Origin of the sequence: Pararhizobium sp. LjRoot238, from assembly GCF_964252955.1 — a bacterium.
Classification (GTDB): Bacteria; Pseudomonadota; Alphaproteobacteria; order Rhizobiales; family Rhizobiaceae; genus Pararhizobium.
In genome coordinates this window covers 545,773-560,720 of sequence record NZ_CAXUPP020000002.1, presented here as the reverse complement: position 1 = coordinate 560,720, position 14,948 = coordinate 545,773, and the positions used below count along the sequence as shown (strand labels likewise).

General features: G+C 60.0%; 11 protein-coding genes. 5 read left to right on the top strand and 6 right to left on the bottom strand.

Going from position 1 to position 14,948, the window contains the following annotated elements:
* The first annotated feature begins 27 nt into the window (after positions 1 to 27).
* Entirely contained in the window at positions 28 to 738 is a 711-nt protein-coding gene (locus ACSQ3F_RS23860; RefSeq protein ID WP_436102688.1) for a winged helix-turn-helix transcriptional regulator, read from the top strand.
* 109 nt (positions 739 to 847) lie between these two features.
* Positions 848 to 2,092: an aminotransferase class I/II-fold pyridoxal phosphate-dependent enzyme gene (locus tag ACSQ3F_RS23855; protein ID WP_436102687.1), complete on the top strand. Its 1,245-nt coding sequence runs from the start codon at positions 848 to 850 to the stop codon at positions 2,090 to 2,092.
* Between the two features lie 702 nt (positions 2,093 to 2,794).
* Here the strand turns inward: ACSQ3F_RS23855 and ACSQ3F_RS23850 are convergent.
* Both ACSQ3F_RS23850 and traA read right to left on the bottom strand, forming a co-directional pair.
* Positions 2,795 to 4,198 carry an ATP-binding protein gene (locus ACSQ3F_RS23850; protein ID WP_436102686.1) on the bottom strand — a complete coding sequence of 468 codons (1,404 nt, stop codon included), beginning with the start codon at positions 4,196 to 4,198 and terminating at the stop codon, positions 2,795 to 2,797.
* 325 nt (positions 4,199 to 4,523) lie between these two features.
* On the bottom strand, positions 4,524 to 9,146 hold the full coding sequence (traA, locus tag ACSQ3F_RS23845) for a Ti-type conjugative transfer relaxase TraA (RefSeq protein WP_436102685.1): 4,623 nt from the start codon (positions 9,144 to 9,146) through the stop codon (positions 4,524 to 4,526).
* A 221-nt stretch (positions 9,147 to 9,367) separates the two neighbouring features.
* Here traA and ACSQ3F_RS23840 point away from each other — a divergent pair, with 221 nt between their 5' ends.
* From ACSQ3F_RS23840 to traG, 3 genes are read left to right on the top strand one after another with little or no spacing between them, the layout of a single operon-like run.
* Positions 9,368 to 9,655, top strand: coding sequence for a TraC family protein (locus tag ACSQ3F_RS23840; protein WP_436102684.1), 288 nt, complete (start codon positions 9,368 to 9,370; stop codon positions 9,653 to 9,655).
* Positions 9,645 to 9,884 carry a conjugal transfer protein TraD gene (locus ACSQ3F_RS23835; RefSeq protein WP_436102683.1) on the top strand — a complete coding sequence of 80 codons (240 nt, stop codon included), beginning with the start codon at positions 9,645 to 9,647 and terminating at the stop codon, positions 9,882 to 9,884. The genes ACSQ3F_RS23840 and ACSQ3F_RS23835 overlap by 11 nt, the downstream gene beginning before the upstream one ends.
* Positions 9,875 to 11,791: a Ti-type conjugative transfer system protein TraG gene (gene traG, locus ACSQ3F_RS23830; RefSeq protein ID WP_436102682.1), complete on the top strand. Its 1,917-nt coding sequence runs from the start codon at positions 9,875 to 9,877 to the stop codon at positions 11,789 to 11,791. The genes ACSQ3F_RS23835 and traG overlap by 10 nt, the downstream gene beginning before the upstream one ends.
* Before the next feature lie 71 nt (positions 11,792 to 11,862).
* Here traG and ACSQ3F_RS23825 read toward each other — a convergent pair whose 3' ends face one another.
* The 4 genes from ACSQ3F_RS23825 to ACSQ3F_RS23810 all read right to left on the bottom strand — a co-directional run bounded on the left by ACSQ3F_RS23825 (position 11,863) and on the right by ACSQ3F_RS23810 (position 14,947).
* Positions 11,863 to 12,009, bottom strand: coding sequence for a hypothetical protein (locus ACSQ3F_RS23825; RefSeq protein ID WP_436102681.1), 147 nt, complete (start codon positions 12,007 to 12,009; stop codon positions 11,863 to 11,865).
* Between the two features lie 189 nt (positions 12,010 to 12,198).
* Positions 12,199 to 12,372 (bottom strand): hypothetical protein, encoded by a 174-nt coding sequence (locus tag ACSQ3F_RS23820; RefSeq protein WP_292582362.1) that lies wholly within the window; start codon positions 12,370 to 12,372, stop codon positions 12,199 to 12,201.
* Positions 12,373 to 12,642: 270 nt separating this feature from the next.
* Positions 12,643 to 13,134, bottom strand: a complete 492-nt coding sequence (locus tag ACSQ3F_RS23815; protein ID WP_436102677.1) for a hypothetical protein — start codon at positions 13,132 to 13,134, stop codon at positions 12,643 to 12,645.
* Positions 13,082 to 14,947: an integrase gene (locus tag ACSQ3F_RS23810; protein WP_436102676.1), complete on the bottom strand. Its 1,866-nt coding sequence runs from the start codon at positions 14,945 to 14,947 to the stop codon at positions 13,082 to 13,084. The genes ACSQ3F_RS23815 and ACSQ3F_RS23810 overlap by 53 nt, the downstream gene beginning before the upstream one ends.
* Between the last annotated feature and the right edge of the window lies 1 nt (position 14,948).

Genomic DNA, 14,948 nt, shown 5'->3' with positions numbered 1-14,948 from the left:
TCCGCTCCAGAGGGCTTGACCAGTGCCATGACCGATCTCGTAATTATCCATTCCAGCGATCCAGACTTCTTCATGCTGATGAGCCATATCCTGGCAGTGGCGGGTTTTCGGGTATCGCTGGCCGAAGATTTTGACGCTATCGCGGCCTCTGACGTGCCGGCCGTTGTTGCAGTGCTTGTCGACACCAGCGACACCATCGATGGGGTAACAAGGCTCTGCCACGCTCTGAAGACAAGTCCTGCGACCGCGCAACTGCCGCTCCTTGCGCTCATTCAGGCCCGCCACGAGCAGAGCTATCTCGGTCTACTGAAAGCCGGCATTGACGAGGGTTTCGTGCGACCCGTTTCACCCGAACGGATCCTCTCTTACCTGCGTGCTCTTTCGGGAACGAAGACAGGCGCCACGGTGCCCGCGACCCCGTCACGGCCAGTCCTTCGTTTTGGCGATTTCGAACTCGACGAGCAGACGCGCCTCGTCAGATGCAAGTCAGGTTGCGCGCAGCTTAGCCCGATCGAGTTCCGGTTGCTGAAGCGGCTGCTCGAAGCGCCGGGCCGTGTTCTTTCACGCGCTGATCTCATCGAAACGGCCTGGCCCTCGAACCATCACGTCAATGCCCGCACTGTGGATGTTCATATTGCAAATCTCCGCCGCACGCTTGTTCAGGCGACTGGAAGGACGATTATCCGCACGATCCGGTCGAACGGATACGTCGCAGATGTCACCGACGACAACCAATAATCCGGTTTTCACCTTCTACAAATCTTGAATTTTCTTTCACAGAAGCTTCGTTGTCATTTTTTGTGTACCGTGGCCTTCTTCGCGCATAGGTAGCGAATGAGATTGTCATATGAGCCACACATCCCAACCCACCAGCCGCCAGGGTCAGTTTCGCAATACCGCCGGGATGATCAGCGCGGCTGCTCCGAATTTCGATGCCGCCCACTACCAGGGCATCATGGCGCTCTATGCGATGCCACTTGCAGGTCGCACCGTCCGGCTGGCCCATGACGGTCCGACGGTCGTCGACTTCGTGCGGTGCTCCTATCTCGGTCTCGACAACCACCCCGACATCGTCGCCGGCGCGGTGCAGGCGGTCAGCGAAGCCGGCTCCCTGCACTGGTCTTGCGCCAGGACGCGCCTCAATTTCAGCATCCTCGGAGAACTCGAAGAGAACCTTTCCGACCTGTTTCGCGCACGGGTGGTTACATTCACAACGGTTCTTGCAGCCAACATGAGCGCCCTGCCGTTGCTGGCCTCGGGGCACCTGACGGCAGGGCAAAAGCCGCTGATCGTCTTCGACCGCCTTGCTCATGCGACGCTTGCGCACCACAAGGCAACGGTCGCAGGAGAAACCATCGTGGAAACGATCCGACACAACGACCTCGCGGCACTTGAGGCACTGTGCCGTACCCATAAGTCCGTCGCTTATGTCTGTGATGGTGCCTATTCGATGGGGGGCAGCGCGCCTCTTGCGGAGCTTCGTGCCCTTCAGGAGAAATACGGCCTCTTTCTTTACATCGATGACGCGCACGGGATTTCCATCATCGGTAAGAATGGCTCAGGCTTTGCGCGATCCGGGTTTGACGAGCTTGGCGAGCGGACGATCGTCGCCGCATCGCTCGGCAAGGGCTTTGGCGCATCCGGCGGCATGTTGATGCTCGGAACCGCGGCACAGGAGTTGTTGTTCAGACGCTTTGCGGTGGCACACGCGTTCTCGGCATCCTTGAACACGGCGGCGATCGGCGCGGCACGGGCGTTGGCCCGCATTCATCGCACGGATGAGCTCGCCAGACGGCAGGAGACGTTGAGGCGAAACCTGACACTCCTTGACCGGTTGATGCCGACACAGGACATGGCAAGCGAGCTGCCGATCCGAACCATACGGTTGGGAGACGAGCTGCTTTCCGTCGCTGCAGCAAGGCAACTGCTGCAGCTCGGATTCTACGCATCGGCAATTTTCTTTCCGACCGTCTCGCGCGGCGAGGCGGGCTTGCGGATCTGCCTGACCGCCTCACACACCGAGTCACAGATCAAAGATCTTTGCGCGGCAATAGACGGAATCAGGGAAGAAATCCGTCTGACCGGGGCATGAGCGAATGCAGCGAAAAAAGAGCAGCGAGACAAGCAGCGGGCCGATCTGAGTGCGAGGTTCTCGCCCCGTTCCTTGTTAGCAACATCGACTCGAACCCAATGAGCGGATGAGAGCGATCGTCGAAGCCGGCCAGGGCGCGTGTGATCTGAGCGATCAGCCGAACCGATCGAGGTGGAAATGTACGCGTACTTTTCGCAGACTTCAGTGCAACTGCCAGATTCAAACGCGATGCTTGCGCGGCTGGAAATTCCCAGTGGCTTACTGCGTTGTTCGCCGACGAACAGCGGCCTCGAAACAACGCTGGCCTTCGACGGTGGCCAGGCCATTGTGAGATCATCCGGCAGGGACCTGTTTCTTTGGGTTGCCGCAGAGAACATCGTCATCCTCTTGGGCATACGAACTGTGCTTGAGGCCACTATCCTGGAGGCTTCCATACCTGAGGTTTCGCGAGCCATGCCACCGGCAGTCCGCTGGTCCTCTGCGGGAGCGACTCCATTTTCCTGACGCGTCGCCCGAGTTTCGCCCCACGGCAGAGAGGTTCTCCGACTGGAATCTGGTAGCAGGGCGAGAGCAGGTGGTTTTCGCCGAACACCACACAATGCCAGTGGCGATTAGCGACGGAGTTGTGCTGGTCGGGACATTTCCGGAATTATGCAAATGCCACAAGACAATGAAGTCCGCCGTGCTCCGAGCCAGTGGTGTCTATCTGCGCGGATTCACCAAATTTTCAGGGGTAAGCAAATGAAGTTGCTTTTCTTCCTTCGCTAAATCGATAACGTCGCTTGAAAAACCAATTCTGCTGAAGAACAGAAAATGCTTATCGGCCGCACTTTTACCGTAAGTTGTTTTTTCTGATCGCTGGCGTAGCAGCCGGACGTGGCCAAGGTCGATTGTGCTCGTCCTCCACTTGCACTCCCCGAAGAAAAACGCACCGTTCAGCAGTCTCCCCGCGACATCAATATCGAAATCGGCATGACCCCAGATTTGGCCAACTTCCTGGGCAGGCACTCCGAGTATCTCTTGAATGTGGAGCTTGGCATATTCCAGCGCGATACCTTCGAACTCGATGCCCATATACTCTGAAAACTGAGGCTCTACGACGCGGTCATAAACGTCCCCGCCGAAACCGCTGCTGATCGCAGTCAGGTTTGGTCGAACAAAGCGATGCCAAAACGAAATCAGGCTGTCTGCGACCCGATAGCGGCGATTTCGACCTTTCTCATCGGCATCTAACGACTTGGGATTGCTTATGAGATCGAGGGCCCGCAGCTTTGCCATATAGGGTCCGATGTTGTCTGCTTTAACCCCGAGTCGATTTGCAATCTCCGATTTGCTGTTACAGCCATCGGAAACAGCCGCCAGGATGCTGGAGTAAAAGGTTGGCTCCCTTAGCTCCGTCTGGAGCAGAGTGTTCGGTTCATCAATTAGCGTACCCGTCTCGGTCAGCAATAGATTGACGACGTTCTCCCTCAGGGAGGCGCTCGGGTTGCAGAGCTGAAGATAGTAGGGAATGCCACCGAAAATCGCATAAGCCTTGATGATGTCGTCGGCATCGTACTCAGGGAAGAACTTGGCAACATCACTCAGAGGCAGCGGCTTCATGTCTAGCGATAAAGTCTTGCGCCCATAGAGGGGATTCCGCTCAGCTAACATTTCTTCCATTTGGGAGATAGCAGAACCGCAAAGGATCAGCTTCATGGCTCCCTGGTCAGGTGCGCCAGAGTCCCAGAATTTTTGCAGGATAGAAGGAAGTGCGGGCTCATCATCAAGGAGGTAGGGAAATTCATCGATCGTAACGATCAGGCCTGGATGTTCCGCCGTATGCTCTGCGACATAATGGAGCACTCCTTCCCAATTGGACAGTGCATTAAGCTGTGGCTTAGAGCCGATTGTTTTTCCTACCTCAGCTTTGAATTGTTCCAGATTCAAAAGCGATGACACCCGCGTCGCTTGAAAATAAATCTCGTCATGTCCTTTACCCAGCTCCCGCAGGAACCTCGACTTGCCGATACGGCGCCGACCAAACAAAATGACGAGTGACGGCCGTGCAGCCGTCAATTCGTTTCTCAATAATTTGAGTTCCCGCTCACGACCTAAAAACTCCATTGTGCCTCCGTAAGGTAATATAACGTACCTTAATCGCAATTACCTTAATCGCAATTACCGTAATTTACATTACCTTAATCGGAATTACCGAAATTAGCAAGGTATGCGGAGGGCGTTTGTATCGCTTTCTCGCTCTCGTAACTAATGCCACAAGATTAGTAGTCCTCAGCAGGCGACTATTTCAGGTAGCAGATTAACCATACTTCTGCGACTCGATCTACTCTGTTCAGTCCGCCTGGTATGAGGCCGACATGATTACGAGAACGACACGAATATGGTCAGATTCGGCCCCTCAATCGACCTCTCGATCCTTGCTCGTTGCCCTCTAAACGTCGATGCCGTGTGCCCGGTTGATCGTGCGATCGCGGCGCTCGGACATAACCTTCTGGCTGCTCTCGATGCGGACGGTCTGCTGCAGAACCTTCAGTCTCTCCCGCATCGCCTCGAATGCGCGCCGCTGCACGGGCGGCACCCGATTGATGAGATCCTTCTCCTCGCGGAGGATCGCATTGCGGCCGAAGCGCTCATCAAGCGCCTTGCTGACAGCAGCAAACTCGCGCCGGATGGTCGGATCGAGGGAACCGATGATCGCGCCAGGCGCGCGACCGTCTTTCTTCACCGCGATCGCCAGTCGCGCCAGGGCCTCCTCCGCCGCTTTCGACAATCCCGGAATGGCGACCGCCATACGGCGGCGCTCTTCGGCAACGGCCTGGCTTTCGGCATCGAGGGAACTTGCGTAGGTTCCACCGAGCGAGCGCAGATGGGCCGCAGCTTCAGGGATGGATTGCAGCGCGTCCTTTCGTTCCCGACCGGAGGCGAGCATCCGGTCCATGATGCGATCTGAGCCTCTTAGAGCGCCATAAGCGGCGGGCTCGTTGGTGACGGCCGCGGCGATCCGCTCGGCGGCAAAACCCTTCAGCAGCAGATCCTCGACCTTGCCGACCGCGCCGGCAGGGTCACGCCAGATGCGCGTGGCCGTGTGCGTCAGCGCAGCGCGCTGCTGGCGATAAAGCGGCGCAGAGAGCGCCCGCGATCGTGCTTCCTCGTCCACCGGCGTCTTGAACTCGGTGACGGCGGCGAGCATGGGCAGCATAGTGACGTTCTCCTTGTCCAGATCGGCGCTTGCGGCGGCAACGATGCGTGAGCGGTCCCGCCGCTCGGCCAGATGCTGCTCCTCGGCGAAACGCTTCACGGCAATAAAAAGCCTGTTCAGCCCCTCGCGTTTTTCAGGTGTGAGATTGTCCGGCATGCGCTCGATCATCGTGCGTTCGGCAACGGCGTCCGCCTTGGACGTGAAGGCGCTCCAGCCAAACCGGGCCGTCAAGGCCTCGCTGACCGCCTTGATCTCCTGGACGACCGATCGATCTTCGACGGCGAGTGCAAAAGCCGTCTTATAGGCATCATCGCCACCGCGCGCACGCACCGCCTCGATCTCGGCGATCCGCGCCATCGCCTTCTTCGACAGTGCCGGAACAGGCAGCGACATGTGCGTGCGGCGCATCTGCTCACGGATGCCGAAACGCTCGGCATTCTTCCGGAACTCGGTGGCATGGGCACGCACCAGCGGCAGCAATTCCGCCAAAGCCGCGATTGCGCTATTTCGCTCATCACGCGCCGCGCGGCCGTCGATCATGAGGTCAGAGCCGCGCAGCCGGCCGAGCTGCGCGGGCATGGTCGCAAGATCGTCGGCAAGCCTCCTCGGTTCGATGCCGGTATTCGACGCGAGAGCATTCAACGTCGAAAGCGCCGTGTCCGGATCGCGGTAGATTCTCTCCAGCAATGGCCGCAGCTTTGCGTCACGCTCCCTCCAGACCAGCGACGACAGTTGCGCCAGCCGCGCCTCGTCATCGGCACTGCGGATAAAGACGGTTGCTGGCGCCAGCAGATAGCGGCCATCGTCAGAACCCGCCGTAGCGACGGGCTGCTGTGGACCGACACCATCGTCATAGGCGACCGCTCGCTCCCGCTCGATCGCAAAGCCGAGCGCAATGCTCGCCCGCTCCCAGAGCTTCGACACCTGCTCCCTCTTGTCCGCAATCCACGCCAGCCGCCGCGACACGCCCTCCTCCATTGTGGCCGCAACTTCAGAGAGATGATCGATTCCGCGGCGGCGGGCAAAATCGCTGGCATGCGCCCGGTATCCCGCCTCGGTCTCGAAATCGAGTGTCGTTGTCTTGGCGCCGGAGCGCGACAATCGCTCGACCAGCTGCCTGAACAATTCCGGCCGGTGGCTTTCCCGCTCGATCCGCTCTGCGCGCGCTTGCGCCGTTTCGACCTGTTTCGCGGTCCAGACATTCCGATCAACGGTGCGCTCTTCGAAACGCTTCTGCCCGGTTTCCGCATCGATCACCGGCACTCTTACCGTGACTCTCTCGACGCCGTCCTTGCGCAATGTCGCCGTATCGCCAATGGAGACGCCGCCGTCCTCCAGCGCCTTCGGCAGGCTGACACCCCAAAGACGATGTGTGGCGCCATCGTCGGTCCTGATATCGACATAGGGGCTTTCCTCGACGTCCTCCTCGTCCCGGAATTTTGCCATCCCCTCTTCGACAAGCGCGCCTGTGACGCCGGCGGCATGGTCGGCGCGGGGCTTGCGGCCCCATTCCGGTTTTGCCTGAAAATCTTCGTTCGCGGCATAGAGATCGGCGCGATCGCGATGCCGGGTCATTGCCACATAGGTCAGGTGCTGGTCCATCATGCCGGTTGCGAGCACGAAGGTCCGGTCGACCGTCGACCCTTGAGATTTGTGGATTGTCGCGGCGTAGCCATGATCGACATTGCGATAGGCATCCTCGCCGAAGACGACGTCACGGCCGTTGTCGAGACGCACCGAAAGCAAGGTCCGGCCGCGTTTGTCGGTGGTGGCAACGACCGTGCCGAGCATGCCGTTCTTCACATGTTGGGCCCCGCGATGTTCGGCGCGCGGCTCGAAGAAGCGGGCGTTTTCGAGGAAGATAATGCGGTCGCCGACGGCAAATTCCCGCGCCCCGCGTTCGGTCTCGAAGGAACGATGCTCTGCGAGCGCGCCCTCCCCCGTCATCACTTCGCGCAGCGCCTTGTTGAGGCGTCTGACGTCCTCATTGGTATGGGCAAGCACAAGCAGTTCGTCGCCTCGGAGACAGCCGGGATGTTCGGAACCGGCGGATTTCTGAAGCAGCTGCCGGCGGGCATCCGTCCAGTCGGAAACGAGGCGGCCGATGAGCTCCTCGCGCGTCCCCGCTTCGACAAGATGGCCATGGCGCGCATAGGCGTCGAGCCCCTGTTCGACCTCACCGCGGGCAAACAGCCGCGAGGCTTCGCGCGCCCACTGCTGGCGCTGGCGGCGCACGCCGGCAAGCTCGGCGAAGCCGATCCGCTCGGTGATGGCACGAAACGCCGCACCCGCCTGGATCGGCTGCAGCTGCATGGCATCACCGACCAGGACAACTTTTGCTCCAGCGTCTTCTGCGACCTTCAGGACGCGCGCCATCTGCTGCGACGACACCATGCCGGCCTCGTCGATCACCAGCACATCGCCGCGTTCGAGCTTGTCGCGCCCGTCCGCCCAGGCCAGTTCCCATGAAGCAAGCGTTCGCGACTTGATGCCGGAACTGTCTTCCAGTCCTTCCGCCGCCTTCCCTGCAAGGGCAGCGCCAATCACCCGGTGGCCGTCGTTTTCAAAGGCAAGACGCGCGGCAGCAAGCAATGTGGATTTGCCGGCGCCGGCAAGACCGACGACCGTTGCCATGGCGTTGTCGCCCGTGACGTGCCAAACCGCGTCGACCTGTTCCCCATCGAGCCTGAAGCGCTTCTTCGGATCGTGCGTCTCGATGCTTTCGATGGCGGCAGCAACACGTCGACCGGAAACAGCAAAGCCCCGGCGTCCGGCGAGAGCCCGCGCGGATTGCCCCATGTCGAATTCGATGCGCAGCATTTCCCGCGTCGTGAAGATCGCCGGTTCCGCTGCCTTTCCTGTCTGCGGATCGACCTGCTGCGGCTTCAACATGACCAGATCGCTCGAAGCCATGAGACGGGCACGGATATTGGCGAAATCCTGGGGATCGTCGACATAGCGATGCAACGCCCGGGCGATATCGCGCTCGTCAAAGGTCGAGCGCTCGTTGCTCAGCTGCTTCAGCAATAGCACCGGGTCGGCCACCAGCCGATCGGCCATCTGCTGCCGGCGCGCCAGATCCGCCGGCGCGAAGAACATCTCCCTGCCCGTCCTGGTCAACGCCGCCTTTTCCGGACCGAGATGCTTTTGCGCGATCCCGTCGAGCCCCTGTTCGGCATAGGAGCGGCCATCAAGCCGGATCTCATGGCCGGCGAGCGCCAGATGCCTGTTTGCCGTTTCCGCCCAGGCGATCTTCCATGCCTTCATGGTTTCCTTGTCGCCGGCCCAGAGCTTGTAAACAATCTTTCCCTTTGGCCGGTCCGGCGTAACGACGCGCAGCGGTTCGCCATCCTCTCCAGTCACCGCCACCTTCTTCGCCCCGAACCCCTCCTCGGTCAGCGGCCTTAGGGTCGTCATCAGATGAATGTGCGGATTGCCTTGCCTATCGTGATAGACCCAGTCGGCGACCATGCCCTTGGAGGTGAGATTGTCGCGGACGAATTCCCGCACCAGCGCGATGTTCTCGGCCCGCGTCAGTTCTTCCGGCAGGGCGATGATCAGTTCCCGGGCGAGCTGCGCATCCGCCCGCTTCTCGAAGGCATCGACGGCATTCCACAGCACCTCGCTGGCGCCGGCAACGGAACGTCCGCCGATTGCCGTGCGAAACCAAGCCGGTCTCTGATCCGGCAAGGCCAGTTCCTCATGCACCAGCTCCGCCACCCCGCCGCGATAGCTGAAGGACGTGCCAGCCTGTTCATCCATCATCCGGGCGCGATGACGATAGGCGGCGGCCGAGACGATGCTGCGTCCCGCTCCCCTGCCGATCACCTGCGCTCTGACGAACATGATCGCCACTGCAGTCTCCTGACCTTCCAAGCACGTCGCCCCAGCGACGTATATTGCGCCCTCAAACCGATCGGCCTGGTCAGGCCGATGCCGCTTTTCCGGAAGACGGCCACGGCTAAGAAATCCGGCGCGACGTTTTCGGGACGACACAAAATAGCCTATTTTACTATCCTATTCTAGTTAGTATAACCGGATTGCTGAGACCTCACCGACACCGGAAGGAACAGGGAATGGCTGCAAAATCATCGATCTCCGATCTCGACACCCAGATCGAGAAGCTGCGCGAACGCAAAAGACTTTTGATCGTTAAATCCGCCGAGCGCTTTGCCCGCGCCGCGACGAAGTCCGGTCTGGCGGAGATGGAGATCACTGAGGAGGAGCTCGATCGGATCTTTAAGGAGATCGCCGCGCGATTTCGCAAAGGGGAGAAGAAAGGGGCTGATGGCGTGTCGGCTCAAACGCGTCGACCAGCAGATAGCGGGGCTGCAGCGCCGGCAGCAGTTTCACATGACAGCTGACCGCAAAAGCGAAGCGCGCGAAAAATTCCTGCTCGGCGGCATTGTCGTCAAGGCAGGATTGTCAAAGGCCGATCGGGCGTTCCTGCTCGGCGGACTGCTCGAACTGGCAAAGGTAACCCCGGGCTCTGCCGAACACCGGCGGCTGCGTGATATCGGCACAGAGGCGTTCAAGGCCGCTGCGCCGGCAGTTGTTTCACCACGCATCGAGGAGAAGGCGGAATGGCCCTGAAGAGCAGATTGCATCCGAGCCTTCTGCTCGTCCTCGTGCCGGTCGCGGTGACAGTGTTGACCGCCTACATCTGCGGCTGGCGCTGGCAGGAACTGGCCACCGGCATGTCAGGCAAGACGCAATACTGGTTCCTGCGCGCGGCACCCGTGCCGGCTCTGCTGTTCGGACCGCTTGGCGGACTTTTGGCCGTCTGGGCATTGCCGCTTCATCGTCGCCGACCGATCGCACTGGCGAGCCTGTTGTGCTTTTTGATTGTCGCGGGCTTCTACGCGTTGCGTGAATTCGGGCGTCTTGCCCCGTCTGTGAAGAGCGGAACGATCACATGGGATCATGCGCTATCCTACCTCGACATGGTTGCCGTGGTCGGCGCGCTTGTTGGCTTCATGGCAGTCGCAGTCGCTGCGCGCATCTCCGTCGTCGTGCCCGAACCGGTCAAGCGCGCGCGGCGCGGAACCTTCGGGGATGCCGACTGGCTTTCCATGTCGGCGGCGGCAAAGCTGTTCCCGCCGGACGGCGAGATCGTCGTCGGCGAACGCTATCGGGTCGACAAGGAAATCATCCATCAACTCCCCTTCGATCCAAACGATCGGACGACCTGGGGGAAAGGCGGAAGCGCTCCATTGCTGACATACAGCCAAGACTTCGACTCCACCCATATGCTCTTCTTCGCCGGATCGGGCGGGTACAAGACGACAAGCAACGTCCTGCCGACAGCGCTGCGTTATACCGGGCCGCTCATTTGCCTCGACCCTTCCACCGAGGTCGCGCCGATGGTGGTCGAACACCGCAACCGCGTGCTCGGTCGAGAGGTCATGGTGCTCGATCCGACCAATCCGATCATGGGCTTCAATGTGCTCGACGGAATCGAGACGTCGACGCGACAAGAGGAAGATATCGTCGGGATCGCGCACATGCTTCTATCGGAAAGCGCGCGCTTCGAGTCCTCGACCGGCTCCTACTTCCAGAACCAGGCGCACAATCTTCTGACCGGCCTGCTGGCCCACGTCAGGCTGTCGCCGGAATATGCCGGGCGGCGAAACCTGCGCAGCCTGCGCCAGATCGTTTCGGAGCCGGAGCCCTCCGTGCTCGCCATGCTGCGCGACATTCAGGAAAATTCGCAATCGGCCTTCATCCGCGAAACGCTGGGTGTCTTCACCAACATGACCGAGCAGACGTTTAGCGGTGTCTACTCGACGGCATCGAAGGATACGCAATGGCTTTCGCTGGACAGTTACGCCGCCCTCGTCTGCGGCAATGCCTTCAAGTCGAGCGATATCGTCACCGGCAAGAAGGACGTGTTCCTCAATATCCCGGCGTCGATCCTGCGCTCCTATCCGGGCATTGGCCGTGTCATCATCGGCTCTCTCATCAATGCGATGGTGCAGGCCGATGGCGGCTTCAAGCGTCGGGCACTCTTTATGCTGGATGAAGTCGACCTGCTCGGCTACATGCGCGTGCTGGAGGAAGCCCGCGATCGCGGCCGCAAATACGGCATCAGCATGATGTTGATGTACCAATCGGTCGGGCAACTGGAACGGCACTTCGGCAAGGATGGGGCAACGTCCTGGATCGACGGCTGCGTCTTCGCCTCCTATGCCGCGATCAAGGCGCTCGACACAGCCCGCAATGTCTCGGCGCAATGCGGCGAAATGACCGTCGAGGTGCAGGGCCGATCCCGCAATATCGGTTGGGATTCGAAGAACGGCGGCACGCGCAAATCCGAAAGCGTCAACTTCCAGCGTCGGCCGCTGATCATGCCGCACGAGATCACCCAGTCGATGCGCAAGGACGAGCAGATCATCATCGTGCAGGGTCATAGCCCGATCCGCTGCGGCCGGGCGATCTATTTCCGGCGGAAGGACATGGACGCCGCCGTGAAGCCGAACCGCTTTGTGAAAACGCCCTGAGGCTGCAAGCTCGCCAAGCGGGTCGATCCGGCCCAGCTGGCTCCTGTGGCCGGCAGCTGAGAGCTGGCTCCCTATTCGGGAGCCGGTTCTTCGGCGATATGCCGGGTGAGGTCGGCTCGCGCCGCCTCGAGTTCGGCTTCAATTTGATGGCGCTCTTCAGCGTCAACGGCGTTCTTCAATTCGGCGCGCAGTTCCTCGATGTGCTGTTCGATCGTCATCTTCGTCTCCTTGACGTTTGTGAAAGATAACGCGTGCGGCTGTGAGGGGAGAAGACGGGTCAAGGTTCGCGATAGCGACCGGCGGAGCCGGCGCGCGGAGGAGCCGATTTTGTCGGAGCGCAAGCGCAGGCAAAATTGGAGGGACCACTCTTAGGTCTTAGTCAAGCGTCCTGTTTGGAGAAGGCGCCGTCATTCTGGCGGCTCCTCGTCTGCCATGATGGCGTCGAATGCGCTGTCGAGCGATGCCTGTTCAGCGAGGAGCTTTGCGAGTTCAGCCTCACTTGCCGCGCGCTCGGCAGGCGTAAGGATGCAGGCGGCAAGCTCGACGCGCAGCTGCTGGATTTCGTCGTAGATGGTAAGCATGTGTCTCTCCTCTGTTTGAAGACGAGAGACGTGCACGATGACGGAGCAGTTCGGGTCGAGGATCGCCGCAGGCGACCGGCGGAGCCGGCGAGTGGGGGAGCCAAAATGCGCAGCATTTTGGGGGTACCGCTCGTGCTCGAGGCGAGCTGATCCGGCATGGTAGGATGGGATATCTGAAGTAACGGACTTTGGGTTCCACGGACTCGGACCCAAAAAAATCAACCACTCGCTCATCGGATCATGGACGGGTGGATGCTTCAACGCGATCAGTCATGTCGAGCTAAGCCGCCGCACCCTGCTGATCTCCTGAACCAGCTTGGCGTTCTGCTTTTCCAATCGAGCAACGGCCTTCTCGGCATCCAGCACACGCTTCAGCAGGCTGGCATTCTCGGTCGCGAGCAGCCGCCTTTGCGCTTGGAGTTCATGCATCGAAGCTCGAAGTGCCGACATGTCAGATTTGGGAGGCGGTCGCTGAGTTCCGGGGCGCGGTGGATTTGCGGATGCCAATTCTTCGAGGAAACTGCTGTGTTCGGCATAGATCGTGTTTCGGCTGACCTGAGCTTCTCGCGCCAGTGCAGCCACTGTGACCCGGGTAGTCCGCCCTTCCAACGAAGCCTGTGCAACAAGCCGATCCATCGCCTGCCGAATGCGGCGCTCGGTATTTCGATGACGCGTTTCATGAGATTTCAGCTTCGCGGGCTGCTCTGCACTATTCGTCATCGTTTTCGCGACCTTGCTGAAGTTCGCCCAGAATGCGGTCACATTCATCGATCCTGGCCCTTGCCAACGCACGGCTGTCGTCGTCGAGCATCGGATGCGCCAGAAGCCGTGCATTTTGCTTGCGGCGCTCCTCCCATACCGGCCGATGCTTTTCCGTTACCGCAAAATTGCTGCAGGTGGCGCAGATGCTCTGTGTTCTGATGACCGGGTTCGGGCCTCGATCATCACCCAGGCACGATGCGCTTTCGCGGCGGTAGACGCAGTAGCCCCAATCGCAATGACCGAGGCGCATGTCGGTTTCTCTCAGGATGAAGTCTACATAGTCCGCAGCATCTCCGTCTCGTATACGTCCGCGGAAGCGACTGTGCGCAGAGATCACTCGTCCGGCACTGCCGGCCGCCGTTGCCGTAGTCAGCAAATCCTCAAGCGCCGTCCTTGTGTCGTTCGAGATCTCTCCATCGATCAGATCGGTCAGATCGAAGTCCGTCCCGACATAGCCTTTGTCGGTCATTGCTCTGGTCACGTGGCCGAAGTGCGAGGCAAGGGCGTCAAGGCCGGTACGGTCGCGTCGACCGACAAAGCGCGCAAAGGTCTTTCGTCCCTGATGGGTCGTCAGATGCCACGGCCGTTCGTTATAAAGAGGCAGATCTATAAAGGATGTAAACGGTCCGTTGAGCCGGTCAGCCAGCCCGGATGATCGCGGGATGGCCATCCCGCCGCGCCCAGCCATCGCCGACAACCATAATTCCTCCCGCCCCATCCGCTGGCGGATGGGAGCAGATAAGCGTTCCAAAACAGTCACGGCCCGCACAACAGGGTCCGGCGCCACCCATCGATGCGGCGTTCCGCCGATGCCAACGGCTGTTTTGTAGATCTGGCCACTCAGATAAGCGAAGGTTTCGGTGCCATCGGCAGCAGCATGCCGCTCGATGCATCCAGCCCGCAGGCCCAAGATTTCCGAGGCTCGCGCACCGACAAGATAGGCGATGACGACAAAGCAGGCGTCGTAAATCCGGGTGACCAGGAATTGCACCAACTTCATGGTCAGCACGGGCTCCGTCCTCCAAGGAGGAGCTTCCCCGGGCACCGTCGCGAAGCGGAAGCTATCAAGGCAAGCGCGCATGTGACTCTGTCGCGCCTTATATCCAAATCCGCTCGAAAGGGCTTGCCCGTGGGCGTCCTCGGCTTGTTCCCGCAGCGCGATTATGTCGTCGGCTGGCGTGCCGATGAGACGTAATGCTGCAGAGATAAGAGGAACGGCAATAGCATCCGGCGTATAGGGCATAGACTTGGACAGTTGCCCGGGTCTCAATGATCGGGAGCCGGTTATCGGGTCCACCAAAGGTTCAGCCGGCGCGTCAGGAAGCCAATCTCGCTGTAAATAGAGAAGGTCCAGAATCCGGATATAACCGACCGGGGTCACGGTCTCCGATAAAAAGCGCCCTCCGCGACCCGGTCGCTGGTAAACGACGCCGAGAAAGCGGTGAGCTGCATCACGGTCGAGGTCGGCAAAGCATCGATAGCCTTCGGCGACCATCCACCGGATGAGAACGCGCAGGGTCTGGAATCTTCTGACAAGAGTCGTTCCCCTTGCACGGCGACGACCCGGAGGCGGCGTCACGCGCAGCGACCAGAGAAAGCGCCGCGCAGCCTCGCGCCACGCTACCCATTCCTCATCGGTAAATCGGCTTCCATCCACAAAGGCTATGCCCCAATCGATCACGAGATCGGCGGGTGTCGTTCCCGGCACGTCGACATCCAGTTGCCAAATGCGATCCGACCACATCGATATCGTCGAGATACGGATTTCCTGATTTCGGATCCGCTGCTCCGCATTTGCAGGTTGAGCCACCATT

Coding starts and splice junctions, on each gene's coding strand:
- ACSQ3F_RS23810 (WP_436102676.1), bottom strand. CDS start 14,947: ATGGTGGCTCAACCTGCAAATGCGGAGCAGCGGATCCGAAATCAGGAA.
- ACSQ3F_RS23855 (WP_436102687.1), top strand. CDS start 848: ATGAGCCACACATCCCAACCCACCAGCCGCCAGGGTCAGTTTCGCAAT.
- ACSQ3F_RS23860 (WP_436102688.1), top strand. CDS start 28: ATGACCGATCTCGTAATTATCCATTCCAGCGATCCAGACTTCTTCATG.
- ACSQ3F_RS23820 (WP_292582362.1), bottom strand. CDS start 12,372: ATGCTTACCATCTACGACGAAATCCAGCAGCTGCGCGTCGAGCTTGCC.
- ACSQ3F_RS23850 (WP_436102686.1), bottom strand. CDS start 4,198: ATGGAGTTTTTAGGTCGTGAGCGGGAACTCAAATTATTGAGAAACGAA.
- ACSQ3F_RS23825 (WP_436102681.1), bottom strand. CDS start 12,009: ATGACGATCGAACAGCACATCGAGGAACTGCGCGCCGAATTGAAGAAC.
- ACSQ3F_RS23840 (WP_436102684.1), top strand. CDS start 9,368: ATGGCTGCAAAATCATCGATCTCCGATCTCGACACCCAGATCGAGAAG.
- traG (WP_436102682.1), top strand. CDS start 9,875: ATGGCCCTGAAGAGCAGATTGCATCCGAGCCTTCTGCTCGTCCTCGTG.
- ACSQ3F_RS23835 (WP_436102683.1), top strand. CDS start 9,645: ATGACAGCTGACCGCAAAAGCGAAGCGCGCGAAAAATTCCTGCTCGGC.